Annotated in this window: 13 protein-coding genes and 1 tRNA gene; 8 read left to right on the top strand and 6 right to left on the bottom strand. The window is 66.0% G+C overall.

The annotated features are described in order from the left end of the window. The first annotated feature begins 10 nt into the window (after positions 1-10). Both JHC36_RS03170 and rng read left to right on the top strand, forming a co-directional pair. The gene (locus JHC36_RS03170; protein WP_287915735.1) at positions 11-613 is read left to right on the top strand and encodes a Maf family protein; all 603 of its coding nucleotides are present in this window, start codon (positions 11-13) and stop codon (positions 611-613) included. A gap of 28 nt (positions 614-641) precedes the next feature. Then, entirely contained in the window at positions 642-2,129 is a 1,488-nt protein-coding gene (rng, locus tag JHC36_RS03165) for a ribonuclease G (protein ID WP_287915734.1), read from the top strand. A 40-nt stretch (positions 2,130-2,169) separates the two neighbouring features. Here the strand turns inward: rng and msbA are convergent, their stop codons facing one another. Next, entirely contained in the window at positions 2,170-3,960 is a 1,791-nt protein-coding gene (gene msbA / locus JHC36_RS03160; RefSeq protein WP_287915731.1) for a lipid A export permease/ATP-binding protein MsbA, read from the bottom strand. A gap of 266 nt (positions 3,961-4,226) precedes the next feature. On the opposite strand from msbA, the gene tolB reads away from it, so the two are divergent. From tolB to JHC36_RS03130, 6 genes are all read left to right on the top strand, one after another. After that, complete coding sequence (gene tolB / locus JHC36_RS03155) at positions 4,227-5,537, top strand: Tol-Pal system beta propeller repeat protein TolB (RefSeq protein WP_503006803.1); 1,311 nt, start codon at positions 4,227-4,229, stop codon at positions 5,535-5,537. A 136-nt stretch (positions 5,538-5,673) separates the two neighbouring features. After that, positions 5,674-6,213, top strand: a complete 540-nt coding sequence (gene pal / locus JHC36_RS03150) for a peptidoglycan-associated lipoprotein Pal (RefSeq protein ID WP_287915728.1) — start codon at positions 5,674-5,676, stop codon at positions 6,211-6,213. 2 nt (positions 6,214-6,215) lie between these two features. After that, on the top strand, positions 6,216-6,992 hold the full coding sequence (gene ybgF, locus JHC36_RS03145) for a tol-pal system protein YbgF (protein ID WP_287915794.1): 777 nt from the start codon (positions 6,216-6,218) through the stop codon (positions 6,990-6,992). A 66-nt stretch (positions 6,993-7,058) separates the two neighbouring features. Beyond that, complete coding sequence (locus JHC36_RS03140; protein ID WP_287915725.1) at positions 7,059-8,177, top strand: YeeE/YedE family protein; 1,119 nt, start codon at positions 7,059-7,061, stop codon at positions 8,175-8,177. A 16-nt stretch (positions 8,178-8,193) separates the two neighbouring features. Then, positions 8,194-8,979, top strand: a complete 786-nt coding sequence (locus JHC36_RS03135) for a tRNA threonylcarbamoyladenosine dehydratase (RefSeq protein ID WP_287915722.1) — start codon at positions 8,194-8,196, stop codon at positions 8,977-8,979. Between the two features lie 65 nt (positions 8,980-9,044). Next, positions 9,045-9,120 (top strand) — tRNA-Lys (locus JHC36_RS03130). A gap of 45 nt (positions 9,121-9,165) precedes the next feature. Here JHC36_RS03130 and JHC36_RS03125 read toward each other — a convergent pair. The 5 genes from JHC36_RS03125 to dapE are packed head-to-tail and all read right to left on the bottom strand — an operon-like array spanning position 9,166 to position 14,616. Then, complete coding sequence (locus JHC36_RS03125) at positions 9,166-9,831, bottom strand: SOS response-associated peptidase (protein WP_287915718.1); 666 nt, start codon at positions 9,829-9,831, stop codon at positions 9,166-9,168. A 23-nt stretch (positions 9,832-9,854) separates the two neighbouring features. Further along, entirely contained in the window at positions 9,855-10,397 is a 543-nt protein-coding gene (locus tag JHC36_RS03120) for a hypothetical protein (RefSeq protein WP_287915716.1), read from the bottom strand. A 6-nt stretch (positions 10,398-10,403) separates the two neighbouring features. Beyond that, positions 10,404-12,479: an ABC-F family ATP-binding cassette domain-containing protein gene (locus tag JHC36_RS03115; RefSeq protein ID WP_287915713.1), complete on the bottom strand. Its 2,076-nt coding sequence runs from the start codon at positions 12,477-12,479 to the stop codon at positions 10,404-10,406. Further along, the gene (gene prmB, locus JHC36_RS03110; protein WP_287915710.1) at positions 12,476-13,414 is read right to left on the bottom strand and encodes a 50S ribosomal protein L3 N(5)-glutamine methyltransferase; all 939 of its coding nucleotides are present in this window, start codon (positions 13,412-13,414) and stop codon (positions 12,476-12,478) included. Before prmB ends, JHC36_RS03115 begins: the two co-directional genes overlap by 4 nt. Continuing rightward, entirely contained in the window at positions 13,411-14,616 is a 1,206-nt protein-coding gene (gene dapE / locus JHC36_RS03105) for a succinyl-diaminopimelate desuccinylase (protein ID WP_287915707.1), read from the bottom strand. Before dapE ends, prmB begins: the two co-directional genes overlap by 4 nt. Between the last annotated feature and the right edge of the window lie 2 nt (positions 14,617-14,618).

Genomic DNA, 14,618 nt, shown 5'->3' with positions numbered 1-14,618 from the left:
GGTTGATCGCATGAATCGCCTCCTTTACCTTGCCTCGCAGAGCCCGCGGCGCAGCCAGCTTCTGGATCAGATTGGGGTCCGGCACGTGGTCCTCGCCCCCGGGCCCGACGAGGACGCCGAGGCGCTCGAAGCCGTCTTGGCGCGCGAAAGCGCCCTGAGCTATGTACGGCGCGTCACCGCGCTCAAGCTCGAAGCGGCCGTGGCCCGACATCGGCGGCTCGCGCTGTCCGAAGGGCCGATACTGTGCGCCGACACGACGGTGGCGCTGGGGCGCTCCATTCTGGGCAAGCCCGCCGACGCGGTAGAAGCCCGCTCGATGCTGCAGCGCCTCAGCGGCCGCGCCCATCGGGTGCTGACCGCGGTCGCCCTTGCGCAGGGCTCGCGGCGGCTCGAGGCCTTGAGCGTCTCGCGGGTGCGCTTCGCGCCGCTCAGCGAGGCCCAGATCGACGCGTATATCGCCAGCGGCGAGCCTTTGGGCAAGGCGGGGGCCTATGCGATCCAAGGGCGGGCCGCCGCGTTCGTCGAGCACATCAGCGGAAGTCATTCCGGCATCGTCGGCCTGCCGCTGTTTGAAACCGCCGAGCTGCTGCGTCGCTGCGGCTGGGCGCTCTGAGTCGCTGGCGAGCACCGGCGGAGGGTTCATGCAACAGGAAATTCTGATCAACTGGTCGCCGCAGGAAACCCGGGTGGCCGTCGTCGAAAACGGAGCGGTGCAGGAGATCCATGTCGAGCGCACCCTCGAGCGGGGCTTGGTGGGCAACGTCTACCTGGGCCGCGTGGCGCGGGTCTTGCCCGGCATGCAGTCGGCCTTCATCGACATCGGGCTCGAGCGCGCGGCGTTCCTGCACGTGGCCGACCTGCAAACGCCGCTGGGCGGTTCGCGCGCGGCCGATGCCGGGGACGCTGCCAACGGTAAATCGCCGGGGCCGACGCCGATCGAAAAGCAGGTTTTCGAAGGCCAATCGCTGCTCGTACAGGTCATCAAGGACCCGATCGGCACCAAAGGCGCGCGCCTCTCGACCCAGATCAGCATTGCCGGCCGCTTGCTGGTGTTTCTGCCGCAGGACGAGCACATTGGCGTGTCCCAAAAAATTCCTTCGTCGCTCCGCGAAAGCCTGCGGCAGCGGTTGACGGCCTTGGCAGGCGAGGGCGGTGGCGGCTTTATCCTGCGCACCAATGCCGAGGATGCGACCGATGAGGAGTTGGCCGAAGACATCGCCTATCTGCGCCGGACCTGGTCGCGGATCCGCGAGGCGGCGCAGTCCCAGCCGCCGCGCTCGCTGTTGCACCAGGATCTGAATCTGTTGCAGCGCGTGCTGCGGGACCTGGTGGGCGAACAAACGCAGGTGATCCGCATCGACTCGCATGAGCAATTCGGCAAGCTCATGGCCTTCGGGCGCGAGTTCATGCCCAAGGCGGCCGCGAAGCTGCAGCACTACAAGGGCGAGCGGCCGATCTTCGACCTGTTTTCGATCGACGAGGAGATCGCCCGTGCCTTGGGTCGCAGGGTCGACCTCAAGTCGGGCGGCTATCTGGTGATCGACCAGACCGAAGCGCTGACCACCATCGACGTCAACACGGGCGGTTTCGTCGGTGCCCGCAACTTCGACGACACGATATTCAAGACCAATCTCGAGGCGGCTCAGATCATCGCGCGGCAACTGCGGCTGCGCAACCTTGGCGGAATCATCGTCGTCGACTTCATCGACATGACCCGCGAGGACCATCGCGAAGCGGTGCTGGCCGAGTTCAAAAAGCAAATCGCCCGCGATCGGGTCAAGACCATGGTCGGGGGATTTTCCGCCCTCGGCCTCGTCGAGATGACGCGCAAGCGCACGCGCGAGTCGCTGGCCCAGATGCTCACCGAACCCTGCGCGGCGTGCCAGGGACGGGGTATCGTGAAAACCGCACGGACCGTTGCTTACGACATCTTGCGGGAGATCCTGCGCGAAGCGCGGCAGTTCGATCCGCGTGAGTTCCGGGTCGTCGCGTCACCCCGAGTCGTCGAGCTGCTGCTCGACGAAGAGAGCACGCACCTTGCGGGCTTGTCGGATTTCATTGGTAAGCCGATCTCGCTGCAGGCCGAAACTGCCATCGGCCCTGAAGACTACGACATCGTCTTGCTTTGAGGCGAGGCTGAACAAGTCCCTCGCGCGCCATCACGGGCACTCATTCAGCGTTGCCTTGACCCGCCGGGGCGGCTGCGCCGCCTGCCGAGCCATGCAAGCGCGCGAACAGGCCGCCTGCCGCCAGCAGTGCCGCATGCGTGCCCTGTTCGACGATGTGGCCTTGTTCCATGACCACCACCCGGTCAGCGTGCTCGATCGTGGAAAGGCGGTGCGCCACGATCAGAGTCGTTCGCCCGGCCATCAGCCTTTGCAGTGCTTGCTGAACGAGCCGCTCGGACTCGGTGTCGAGCGCTGAGGTGGCTTCGTCGAGAATGAGGATCGGTGCGTCCTTGTAGAGCGCTCGAGCGATGGCGAGCCGCTGCCGCTGTCCGCCGGAGAGCTGCGCCGCGTTGTGCCCCACGACCGTGTCGATGCCGCGCGGCAGCGCTGAAACGAGCTCGCCCAGGTTGGCCGCCTCCAAGCAGGCCAGCACCCGCTCACGGTCGGGTGTGGCGCCGAGGGCCACATTCGCCGCGAGGGTGTCGTTGAGCATGACGACGTCCTGACTGACCAGCGCGATTTGCCGCCGCAGCGCCGGCAGCGACCAGTGCCGGACATCGACACCGCCGATGCAGACCTCGCCCTCGGTGGCGGTGACGAAACGCGGCAGCAGATGCACCAGGGTCGTCTTGCCAGACCCCGAGGGTCCGACCAGCGCCAGCGTTTCGCCAGGCTCCACCCGCAGACTCACCCGGTCGAGCGCCGCGGGGCCGTCTCCAGGGTAACGCACAGAGACGTTGCGCCATTCGATGGCGCCGCGGTCCAGGGACGGCACACGGTCGCCGCTCGCCTCCGCCGGGTAGCGATCGATCAAATCGAGGCCGCGTTCGAGCGCCGCGATGCCTCGCGTGATCGGATTCGCGACGTCTGAGAGCCGCCGGATCGGGGCCACCAGCATCAGCATGGCCGTGATGAACGCGACGAAGCCGCCCACCGTGACCGAGCCCGCGCCCGAGCGGCTTTGCCACAGGGCGATCGTAATCACCGTGGACAGCGCCACCGCCGCCGTGAGTTGGGTCAGAGGCGTCATCGCAGCCGAGGCGATCGTCGAGCGGACCGCCAGCCGTTGCAGGCGCTGACTGAGCGCTTCGAATCGCCGTGCCTGGGCCTCCTCGGCGCCGTGGAGACGGATCATGCGGTGTGCCAGCACGTTTTCCTCCACCACGTAGGCGAGGTCATCGGTCGCTTGCTGGCTTTCCTTCGTCAGTCGGTATAGCCGGCGCGAGAGCGTCTTCATGATCCAAGCGACCGAGGGCACGAGTACCGCGACGATCAGGGTGAGCCGCCAATTCAAATAGAACAGATAGCCCAGCAGCGCCAGCAGGGTGAAGCCGTCTCTCGAGAGCCCCAACAGCGCCTGCACCAGCAGCGTCGCGCCGGTTTGCACTTCATAGACGACGGTATTGGACAGGGCGCTTGCCGACTGCCGGGAAAAGAGGGTCAGCTCCGCCTCGAGCAAGCGGCGGAAGAGCCGTTCCCGCAAGGCGCGCATGCCGTCGTTGGCGATGCGCGCGAGCGCGTAGGAGGCGACGAACTGGGCGCTTCCGCGCAGGGCGAACAAGCCCACCACCGCGAGTGGAACCGCCCAGAGCGGCAGCGTTCCTGCGGAAAAACCTTGGTCGAGCAGCGGCTTGAGCAGCGCCGGAATCAAAGGCTCGGTGCCCGCGCCCACCAAAGTGGCGAGCAAGGCCAGACCCCAGAGGGCTTTTTGCCGCCCAAAATAGGGCGCGAGGCGCGCCAAGCGCCGGGCGAGCGTCTCCGTTTTCGATGGGGCAACGTCAGCGGCGCTCATGGGTCGGGGATTCTATCTGTGCCGCGCGTTGCTCTCGGATCCGCTCATGCCGCTACGCTTTGTGACCTTGGCGCTGGTGCTTCGGAGCCGATGTGACTCCGCTCGTGTGTACGATAGGCGCCTTTGTTGGCGGGCGGTCTGGGTGCTTGCTGCAGCGATCGGCGGGGCGCGCGCCATGGCGGCAAAGGATTGCGCGTCGTCCGAATCCGACAGTTCTCCAACCTTGTGGGTGCATTTTCGATATGACGGTTTTTTCCACTCGGTCTTTGACTGGTCCCGAGCGCCAGGCGGGTCAGGGCCCCGCGTTGACACGCCGCTCGCTGATCGCGGCCGCGCTGGGGCTGCCTGCATTGAACGCCCTGGCGCAGTTTCGCGTCGAGGTCACCGGCGTCGGTTTGAATCAATTGCCCATCGCAGTCGCGCCTTTTCGCGGCCAAGCCCAGACGCCCGTGGCCTTGGCCGCGGTCTTGATGGCGGATCTGGAGCGCAGCGGGCGCTTCAAGTCGATCGACGCCGCGGCGTCTGCCCTCGACGAGACGAGCCGGATCGACTTTGCGCAGTGGCGCAGCCGTGGGGCTGATGCGTTGGTGACTGGCAGTGTCACGCGCCTGGCCGATGGGCGTTACGACGTTCGTTTTCGGCTGTGGGACTCGGTGGCTGGACAGGACCAGGGTGGCCAGGCGTATGTCGTACCCGCCTCGGACTTGCGGCTGGCTGCGCACAAGGCGGCCGATTACATCTACGAAAAACTCACCGGCGAGCGCGGCGTGTTTTCCACCCGCATCGCCTATGTCGGGCAGACCGGGCGCCAGTTCAATCTGTGGGTGGCCGATGCCGACGGCGAGAACGCCCAGAGCGCGCTCGCCAGTCCCGAACCGATCATCTCACCGGCGTGGGCACCCGATGGGCGCTCACTCGCCTACGTCTCGTTCGAGTCGCGCAAGCCCGTCGTGTACGTGCATGAACTCTCCAGCGGCCGCCGCAGGCTGTTGGCCAACTTTCGGGGCTCAAACAGTGCGCCGGCCTGGGCGCCCGATGGGCGCACGCTCGCGCTCACGCTGACTCGGGATGGCAATTCGCAAATCTACCTGATCGACGCGCGTGGGGGAGAGCCGCGTCGGCTCACGCAGTCTTCGGCCATCGACACCGAAGCCTGTTTTTCCCCCGATGGCCGCCAGATCTATTTCGTCAGCGATCGCGGGGGCACACCTCAGATCTACCGCATGCCGGTCAGCGGCGGCGCAGCCGAACGCGTGACCTTTGCCGGCGACTACAACATTTCTCCCGCGCTCAGCCCCGATGGGCGATCGATGGCCTTCATTACCCGCACCGGCGGAGCATTCCGGCTCCAACTCATGGATCTGGGTTCCGGTGCGGTAACGGCGCTCAGTGACGGAGGGCAAGATGAAAGCCCGAGTTTTGCGCCCAACGGCCGACTCATCGTGTATGCCAGTCGTCAAGGCGGGCGCGATGCCCTGATGACGACGACGCTGGATGGCAAAATCAAGGCGCGTCTGGCGGGCAAGGGAGGCGAGATTCGGGAGCCGGACTGGGGCCCCTTCTTGACTTCGGCTTGAGTGCCTCGTGGCCATCGGACATGGGGTTGCTGGCTGCCCACGCGGTCAGGCCTCGGGCGGGCGAAGAAGCGTAGACGCCCATGGCGCCTCGCTGCGACGGTTGTGCGTGTGAATCATCGACGTTTTAGGAGTGAATATGAAGAAGCTGGGTTGGGTGTTCTTGCTGGCGTTGGCTCTGGCGGGCTGCGGCTCCAATGTGAAACTCGACAACGTCCCGGTCGAGGACAAAACGGGTGCGGCGGTCACGGGCGCAGGCGCAGCCGGCGCTGCAACCGGAGCCGCGGGTGGCAGTGCCGTGGCCGCCGTCGAGGCCGAGCGCGCGCCTGGGGATGAGCGCGGACCGGCTGCGACGGCGCATGTCATCTACTTCGATTTCGACAGCTACGTGGTGAAGCCCGAGTTCCAGTCGGTGGTCGAGGCCCATGCGCGGTACCTGCGAGCCGATCCGAAGCGCCACGCCGTGCTGGAAGGCCATACCGATGAGCGCGGTGGCCGCGAATACAACCTCGCACTCGGCCAAAAGCGTGCCGAGGCGGTCGCTCGGGCCCTCAGCCTGCTCGGCGTCGGTTCGGCACAGGTCGAGGCCGTGAGCTTTGGCAAAGAAAAGCCCGCCGTCGATGGGCATGATGAAGCCGCTTGGGCGAAGAACCGCCGCGTCGAAATCAAGTACCGCTGATGATGTCCGTCTCCGCTCACCGCAGCCTCCAGCGGCTGCTCGTCGTGCTGCTGCTGGGTGCTTCCGCCTGGGCACAGGCGGCGCTGTTCAGCGACGATGAAGCGCGCCAGGCCATCCTGGACTTGCGTCAACGCGTCGAAGCCCTGCGGCAGGCCACTGATGGGGCGGAGCGGCGGCGCGCCGAGGAACTCGACCAAATCCGCCGCAGTCTCCTCGACCTGCAAAGCCAAATCGAGAGCCTGCGTGCCGAGCAGGCTCGCTTGAGGGGCCAAAACGAGGAACTGGCCCGAACGCTCTCCGAACTGCAGCGGGCCCAGCTGAGCCTGGCCGAGAAAACCGACGCGCGGCTGCGCGCGTTCGAGCCACAAAAGGTCGTTGTCGATGGCCGTGAGTTTCTGGCCACCGCCGAGGAGCGCAAGGCGTTCGAAGCAGCGCTGGCGCAATTCCGTAACGGCGACTTCCCCGCTGCCGGGGCCGCCTTTGCGGAGTTCATCAAGCGGTACCCAGAGTCTGGCTATGGGCCCTCGGCGCTCTTTTGGCTGGGCAATGCGCAATACGCCAACCGCGCCTACAAGGAAGCGATTTCAAACTTGCGCGCCATGATCAAGGCGGCCCCGGACCATCCACGGGCGCCGGATGCCTTGCTCGCCATCGCCAATTGCCAGGTGGAGCTGAAAGACATGCGTGCGGCTCGGGCGACGCTCGAGGAGTTGGTGAAGACCTACCCCAAGTCAGAGGCCGCCAGCACGGCGCGTGATCGCCTCGCGCGCTTGCGTTGAATACCCCGTTCACTCTGCTCTCGCATGCGCGGCGCAGCAACTGCCCCGCGCGATTGATCGCTCAGGATGTTTGACACACTGGAACTTTCGACCCGCACCGCCCTGGTCTTGTGGGGAGCGTTTCTCGTCTCGGCGCTGTTCGGAGCGGCGGCTCGCGGAGGGCGCTTTTGTACGATGGGCGCCATCAGCGACGCCTATGGCATCGGGGATTGGACCCGTTTGCGCCAGTGGGCGTTTGCGGCGGGCGTGGCGATTTTGGGCTTTGCGGGTCTGGTTCAGGGCGGCTGGGTCGATCCAGCGGATACGGTTTACGCCAGTGATCGTCTGTACCTGGCGTCGACCCTCCTCGGCGGTGTTCTGTTTGGCTTCGGCATGGTGCTGGCCTCCGGTTGCGGCAGCCGAACCCTGCTGCGCATCGGCTCGGGCAGTCTCAAGGCGCTGGTCGTATTCCTGGTGATGGCGCTGGCAGCGTTCGCGACGATCAAGGGCATCACGGCCGTCGTCCGGGTTGCCACGGTCGACCGCGTGGTGTTGTCGGTCGCTTCGGGGACGGCACTGTCGGACGGGTTGGCGCAAGCGGTCGGCTGGCCCGCTGCGTACGCGCGGCTGCTGCTCTCGTTCCTGCTCGGGGGCGGGCTGATCGCCTGGGCCTTGGTGGATCGAGCCTTTCGCACGCCGCTCCATGTGTTCACTTCCTTGGCCGTGGGTTTGTCCATCGTCGGCATGTGGTTCGTGACTGGGCATGTCGGCCATGTTCTCGAGCATCCGCAGACGCTCGAAGAGGTCTATTTGGCAACGAACACAGGGCGCATCGAGGCCATGACCTTCACGGGGCCGATGGCCTATGCGCTCGATTGGTTGATTTACTTCAGCGACCGGGGCAAGCTGTTGACGGTGGGTGTGGTTTCCGTATGGGGTGTCGTGGTCGGCGCTTGGGTGCACGCGCTCGTCACGCGGAGTTTTCGCTGGGAGGGCTTTCGGACGACCGAGGATTTGGCGAATCATCTCGTCGGCGGGCTACTCATGGGCGTGGGCGGGGTCACGGCGCTGGGCTGCACGATCGGGCAGGGTTTGAGCGGGCTTTCGACCCTGAGTGTGAACAGTGTGCTCGCCTTGATCGGTATTTTTGCGGGAGCCATCGCAGGCTTGCGCTATCAGACCTGGCGCCTGGAGCGTATGGCGTGACGGTGAGGGTGATTGCATGACCTTCGCAGATGCGGCGCCGCACGTCGACCGTACGCGCCGGTTTGGCGGCGTGGCGCGCCTCTATGGAGTCGAGGGGGCTGCGCGCATTGCCCAAGCCCACGTCGCTGTCGTCGGACTCGGCGGTGTCGGTTCGTGGGCGGCGGAAGCGCTCGCGCGCAGCGGGGTGGGGCGGCTGACGCTGATCGACTTCGATCATGTCGCCGAGTCGAACATCAATCGCCAGATTCTCGCCACTGAGCAGACTTTGGGTCAGGCCAAAGTCGCTGCGATGCGCGAGCGCATTGCCACGATCGACCCGACGACGACGGTCGACACGGTCGATGCCTTCGTCGAGCCCGACAATTGGCCCGCCTTGTTGCCCTCGGTGCCCGATGCCGTCATCGATGCCTGTGACCAGATTCCCGCCAAAGCCGTGATGGCGGCCTGGGCGCGTCATCACCCGGCAGTGGTTTTCATTTGTGCCGGTGCGGCCGGCGGCAAGCGCCAGGCGCACCGGGTGGAGATCGACGACTTGTCGAAGGTCACGCATGACCCCTTGCTCGCATCGCTGCGCAACCGCCTTCGCCGGGTGTATGGCGCTCCGAGCGGCGGTGCGCCGCTGGGCGTGATGAGCGTGTTCAGCCGCGAGCCGGTGGCCGCTCCAGACCCGGGCTGTGCTCTGGGCGCGGAGGGCAGTCTCAACTGCCACGGTTACGGGTCCGCCGTCGCGGTGACCGGCACCTTTGGCTTGTGCGCTGCTGGCTGGGTTCTGGATCAACTCACGCGTGCGAAGCCGGCCTGAGGGCCAGCGAACGATGCTATAATTTTCGCTGTTGCTTCGACAGAAATGACGAGCAACAAAATGGCGGGTCGTTAGCTCAGTTGGTAGAGCAGCGGACTTTTAATCCGTTGGTCGCAGGTTCGAATCCTGCACGACCCACCAAAGTTTTTTGGAACGCCCGCCTTGCGCGGGCGTTTGTCTTTCGGTTCAGCGCTTTGGGGGTTCTGCCGGGCTGGCATCGAGACGGTCTGCGGGGTAGGGCTGCAGCAGCGCAGCGGCGGCATGGTTGGGCGCACGCAGCCAAGTTTCGTAGTCCTCATCGGGCAGGACCACGACCATCCGCTTTTCCACGCCGGGGCGGTGAAACCGTCGCATCAACGGATGTTCGTCGGCGTTGATGGTCAGCAAGGTAAAACTCTGGACCAACTCGCCCTGCGGCGCACGCCAAGTGGCCCAGAGCCCGGCAAGGCCCATGGGAGCGCCGTCGCGCCGCGCGATGCGTGTGGCGACCGAGTGGCCGGTGCGCCAGTCAGGCTCATAGAAGGCTTCGGCCGGGACGATGCAGCGCTGGGCGTGCTGCCAGGCATAGCGAAAGCTGGGCTTGGTGCTGACGGTTTCGGCTCGGGCGTTGAAGGTGTGGCGGCTGATGTCGGGGTCCGAGGCCCAGTGCGGAATGAGCCCAAAGCGTGCGAGCCGGCTCTGGCGTGTGGTCAGCCCCGTATCGGTCGCGTCGATGTGCCGCACGACGATATTCGATGGGTAGCCGGGCCAAACGTCCTTGGGCAGTTGCTGCCGTATCGTCTCGGGCAAAGGGCAGCCGAAATAGCGTTGATGCCGCTCGGCATCTTTGACGGTTTGGTAGTGGCTGCACATGGTGCGCGCTCGGCAGCGGGCGATCAACCCGTGGCGTCTGCGGGCCGCCGATGGTCCCCGTCAGTGGGGTCCGCAGGGTCGATCGGCAACGCGAGTCGCGCGCGTTGGGCAACTTCGATGCAGTCGCGGATGTGCCGTTCCCCGATGACCCGCAGGGTCGCGTAGCCGATCACGCCGGCCGCAGCCTGACCGGCCAGCGGCACGAAACGGGCGGCTTGTTTGCTGCTCAAATGCAAGCCCAACCGCCGAAACACCGATAAAACCAGTTCCTGAGTGACGACCTTGCCGATCAGGGTGCTACCAACGATGGCTGCGGCCTTGCGTACCCGTTCTTGTTGCGCGGGGTCGAGCCGCTCGATTTGGTTCGGCAGCAGCCCAAATTCCGCGCTCAGGCGGGGTATGAGCCGCTGCAGCAGCGCGACGTCGACCATCCAATCCAGACCAGGGATGGGCAACGCGCTCGCTGCGCCGGCGAGCAGCGCGCGGCGGTGCAGCAAGCGACGCGCCCGGCGCGCGGCTTGCTCGATGCCGGGGTCTCGGGTTTTGGGGGATCGCCTGGGGCTCATGGTCGGTCACATCTGGGGCTGCGGCTGGCTCATGCTGATGCGCTCGATCGTCTCGGAGAGTTCGAGCCATTGTTCTTCGAGCGCCTCGAGTTCTTGCTGGACGATTTTGAGGCGCTTACCGGCGGCCACCAGAACTTCGACCGCGGCCGGCGCCATGAGGGACTGCTCCAACGACGTTTTTTCGGCTTCGAGCTCAGCCATTCGGCGCTCGCAGGCTTCGAGCTGTCGGCGCAAGGGGCGCAGGCGCTCGGCCAGGGCTAGGCGTGCCTGTGCCGACTCACGCCGCTGTTGCCGCTGCTGAGGCGGCGGGTTCGATAGCGTTTTGGAGGAATTTTGGTCGGATGCCAGCGTGAATCGGTCGTCAGTAGCTATTATTTTAGGAGCGTTTGGGTTGCTCGACGGGACGCGGTTGGCCTCAGCTTCGATGCGCGCTGCGGCGCGACGACGTCGGGCCTGTTCGAGCAAAAACCGCTGGTAGTCCTCGAGGTCGCCGTCGAAAGGGCGCAGCTCGCCGTCGGCCACGAGCCAGTAGTCGTCGCAGACCGAGTCGAGCAGGGCGCGGTCATGGCTGACGAGCAGCACGCTGCCCTCGAAGGTGTTGAGGGCCATGGCCAAAGCCTCGCGTGTCGCGAGGTCGAGATGGTTGGTGGGCTCGTCGAGCAGCAGCAGGTTGGGCCGCTGCCAGACGAGCATGGCGAGCACGAGGCGCGCCTTTTCCCCGCCGCTCATCGAACCCACGGGCTGGGCGACCATGTCGCCCGAAAAGTGAAAGCTGCCGAGGAAGTTGCGCAGTTCCTGCTCGCGGGCGCTCGGCGCTCCCGGCGGGGCGTTGAGAGCGCTCAGGCGCACCATGTGTTGCAGCGGCGTCTCCTCAGGCCGCAGCACGTCGAGCTCCTGCTGGGCAAAGTAGCCGATTCGTAGCCCTTTGCCGAGCCGCAACTGGCCCGACAGCGGTTCGAGCGCCCCCGCCAGGGTTTTGATGAAGGTCGACTTGCCTTGGCCGTTCGCGCCAAGCACGCCGATGCGTTGCCCCGGCAGCAGGGAGCGGCGAATGCGGCGCACGATCGGCAGCGGAGCTTGCCCTTCGCGTGGGTAGCCACATTCCACGTCTTCGAGGACGATCATCGGATTGGGCAGGCTCGGCGGGTCGCGGAATTCGAACTCGAATTCGGCCTCGGACAGCACCGGTGCAACGCGCTCCATGCGCTCGAGCGCTTTGACCCGGCTCTGCGCTTGCTTGGCCTTGGTCGCCTTGGCCTTGAAGCGGTCGATGAATTTTTGCAGGTGGGCAATGCGCGCCTGTTGCTTCTCATAAGCGCCTTGCGCCAGTCGCAGCTGTTGGGCCCGGAGCTCTTCAAAAGCGCTGTAGTTGCCGCCATAGCGCGTGAGTTTGCCCTGGCTCAAATGGACTGTCACCGAAGTGACCGCGTCCAAAAACGCGCGGTCATGGCTGATGACGATCAGCGTGCCGCCGTAGCGTTGCAGCCAGGACTCGAGCCAGACCAGTGCGTCGAGGTCGAGGTGGTTGGTCGGCTCGTCGAGCAGCAACAGGTCGCTCGGGCACATCAAAGCCCGAGCCAGTTGCAGGCGCATCCGCCAGCCGCCGGAAAACGAGCGGACCGGGCGCTCGAGCGCGTCGGGCGCAAAGCCTAGGCCGAGGATCAGCGTCTGCGCACGCGCGGTGGCGTCGTGCGCGCCCGCGTCCGCAAGGGCGCCATGAAGCCGTCCGACCTCGAGTGCCAATGACTCGTCGTCGGCGGCAACGTCGAGCGCACGTTGTGCCTCCTCGAGTTCGCGCTGCAGCGCAGCCAGCCGCGTGTCGCCGCCAAGCACGAAGGCGGTCGCCGTCTCGTCGGTTTCTGGCATTTCCTGAGCGACTTGGGCGACTTGCCAGCCCGCAGGCATGCTCCAGTCGCCGGCGTCTTCGTGCAGGGTGCCGTCCAGGAGCCGAAACAGCGACGACTTCCCCGCGCCATTGCGCCCGACCAGGCCCACCCGCTCGCCGGGGTGGATCGTCATGCTCGCGCGGTCGAGGACGGTCTTGCCGCCGCGCCGCAGCACGATGTCCCGCAGCTGGATCATGGCGTAGGCGCAGCGCTGAGGTTCAGGCCGTTGAGGACGGCGTGCTCGATCGCTTCGCGCGTCGTCAGCAGCACCTGGTCGTCGCCGGCACTGGTTTCGAGCCAAACCACTTCCAGCCCCGGGAAGGCCGCCTCGAAGTTCGCGCGTTCGTGTCCGACCTCGAGCACCAGGACCCCGTACTCGGCGAGGTGCAGCGGCGCCTCACGCAGCAGCTGACGCACAAAGCGCATCCCATCGGGCCCGCCGGCGAGCGCGAGCGTCGGCTCGGCTCGGTATTCGGCGGGAAGCTGGGCCATGCTTTGCTCATTGACGTAAGGCGGGTTGCATACGATCAGGTCGAAAATGCCCGGGACCGCCGAAAAGCCGTCCGACGCCACGACCTGGATGCGCTCATGCAGCCGATGCCGGGCCACGTTGATCCGCGCGACCTCGAGCGCTTCGCTCGAAATGTCTGCGGCGACCACCTGAACCTCGGGGTAGGCGAGGGCGGCGAGGACCGCCAGACTGCCGTTGCCGGTGCAGAGATCGAGGACGGAGCGCGTGTCCTCCCGCAGCCAAGGCTCGAGCGCGCCACCACTGATGAGCTCGGCGATCAAGCTGCGCGGGACGATCGAGCGCTCATCGACATAGAACGGTACGCCTTGCAGCCAAGCCTCTCGGGTCAAGTACGCCGCCGGAACGCGTCGCTCGATGCGCTCGCGCAGCAAGGCTAGGACCGCCTCGCGCGCTGCCGCATCGACCGGATCGGCACCGATGCCCTCGGGGCCTTCGAGCGGCCGGTCCAGCGCGTAGCCCAGTCGCCAGAGCACCAGCCACGCGGCTTCGTCGAAGGCATTGGTCGTTCCGTGGCCGAAGGAAACCTCGGCCTCGATCAGTGCCTGCTCGGCCTGTTCGATCAGCTCCAACACGGTCGTTGCATCGAGCGCGGGCTTCATGCGGCACGCTCACTCAAAAGTTCGAGCACGCGACGGTAAATGGCCTCGAGTGGCTCGACATCGCGCAGCGCGACCGACTCATTGATTTGGTGTATGGTCGCATTGGGCGGCCCCAGTTCGATCACTTCGGGGCAAATCTGTGCAATGAAACGTCCGTCACTCGTCCCCCCCGTGGTCGAGCACTCGGGCTCGATGCCGCAGGTCTCGTGCACCGCTTGGCGCACGACGTCGAGCAAAGCGCCTGGCTGCGTGAGAAACGGCAGACCGCCGAGCGTCCACTGAATTTCGTAATCGAGCTTGTGGCGCGCGAGGATGGCCTCGAATCGGTTGCGCAAGGCATCCGGCGTCGACGCGGTGGAAAAGCGAAAGTTGAAGTCGACCACCACGCTGCCCGGAATCACATTGCTGGCGCCGGTGCCACCGTGGATGTTGCTGACCTGCCAACTCGTCGGTGGGAAATAGGCATTGCCCTCGTCCCATCGTGTCGCGGCGAGCTCGGCAAGCGCTGGTGCCAACTCGTGAATCGGGTTGCGCGCCAATTGCGGATAGGCAATGTGTCCTTGGATGCCCTTGACGGTCAAGCGCCCCGACAACGAGCCCCGTCGCCCGTTCTTGATCATGTCGCCGGTTCGTTCGACCGAGGTCGGCTCCCCGACGATGCACCAGTCGAGCCGTTCGCCGCGCGCGCGCAGCACCTCGCAGACGGCCACCGTGCCATCGACGGCCGGGCCCTCCTCGTCACTCGTCAGCAGGAAGGCGATCGACAAAGACGTTTGCGGATGGGCGTGCAGGAAGGATTCGACGGCAACCACCATCGCCGCAAGCGAGGTCTTCATGTCGCTCGCCCCCCGCCCGTACAGCCGTCCATCGCGGATCGTGGGCACGAATGGCGGGCTGTCCCACTGCTCGACCGGCCCGGTCGGGACCACGTCCGTGTGTCCTGCGAAGACCAAGCTAGGGCCGGCGCCAGCACCAGCTGCGCCCGGTCGCTTCGCCCACAGGTTGGCGACGCGCGCCTGCTCCGGACCGCGGTCAAGCCGCTCGCATTCGAAGCCGACGGCGCGAAGGCGCTCGGCGATCAGATCCAGGCAACCTTCATCCCTCGGCGTGACCGAAGCTCGGGAAATCAGCTGTTCGGCCAAACGCAGCGTGGGCGAGGCGCAAGCCGCGCTCGGCGGCGGGGAGGAGGGTGTCGAGAGCATGG

The sequence above is a fragment of the Tibeticola sp. genome, from assembly GCF_022759015.1.
In the GTDB taxonomy this organism is placed as follows: domain Bacteria; phylum Pseudomonadota; class Gammaproteobacteria; order Burkholderiales; family Burkholderiaceae_C; genus Tibeticola; species Tibeticola sediminis.
Note: the sequence above shows the minus strand (reverse complement) of the source record. Positions and strands in the feature narration are given on the sequence as shown.

Coding starts and splice junctions, on each gene's coding strand:
- JHC36_RS03115 (WP_287915713.1), bottom strand. CDS start 12,479: ATGATCCAGCTGCGGGACATCGTGCTGCGGCGCGGCGGCAAGACCGTC.
- JHC36_RS03135 (WP_287915722.1), top strand. CDS start 8,194: ATGACCTTCGCAGATGCGGCGCCGCACGTCGACCGTACGCGCCGGTTT.
- ybgF (WP_287915794.1), top strand. CDS start 6,216: ATGTCCGTCTCCGCTCACCGCAGCCTCCAGCGGCTGCTCGTCGTGCTG.
- JHC36_RS03170 (WP_287915735.1), top strand. CDS start 11: ATGAATCGCCTCCTTTACCTTGCCTCGCAGAGCCCGCGGCGCAGCCAG.
- JHC36_RS03140 (WP_287915725.1), top strand. CDS start 7,059: ATGTTTGACACACTGGAACTTTCGACCCGCACCGCCCTGGTCTTGTGG.
- rng (WP_287915734.1), top strand. CDS start 642: ATGCAACAGGAAATTCTGATCAACTGGTCGCCGCAGGAAACCCGGGTG.
- msbA (WP_287915731.1), bottom strand. CDS start 3,960: ATGAGCGCCGCTGACGTTGCCCCATCGAAAACGGAGACGCTCGCCCGG.
- JHC36_RS03125 (WP_287915718.1), bottom strand. CDS start 9,831: ATGTGCAGCCACTACCAAACCGTCAAAGATGCCGAGCGGCATCAACGC.
- dapE (WP_287915707.1), bottom strand. CDS start 14,616: ATGCTCTCGACACCCTCCTCCCCGCCGCCGAGCGCGGCTTGCGCCTCG.
- JHC36_RS03120 (WP_287915716.1), bottom strand. CDS start 10,397: ATGAGCCCCAGGCGATCCCCCAAAACCCGAGACCCCGGCATCGAGCAA.
- prmB (WP_287915710.1), bottom strand. CDS start 13,414: ATGAAGCCCGCGCTCGATGCAACGACCGTGTTGGAGCTGATCGAACAG.
- pal (WP_287915728.1), top strand. CDS start 5,674: ATGAAGAAGCTGGGTTGGGTGTTCTTGCTGGCGTTGGCTCTGGCGGGC.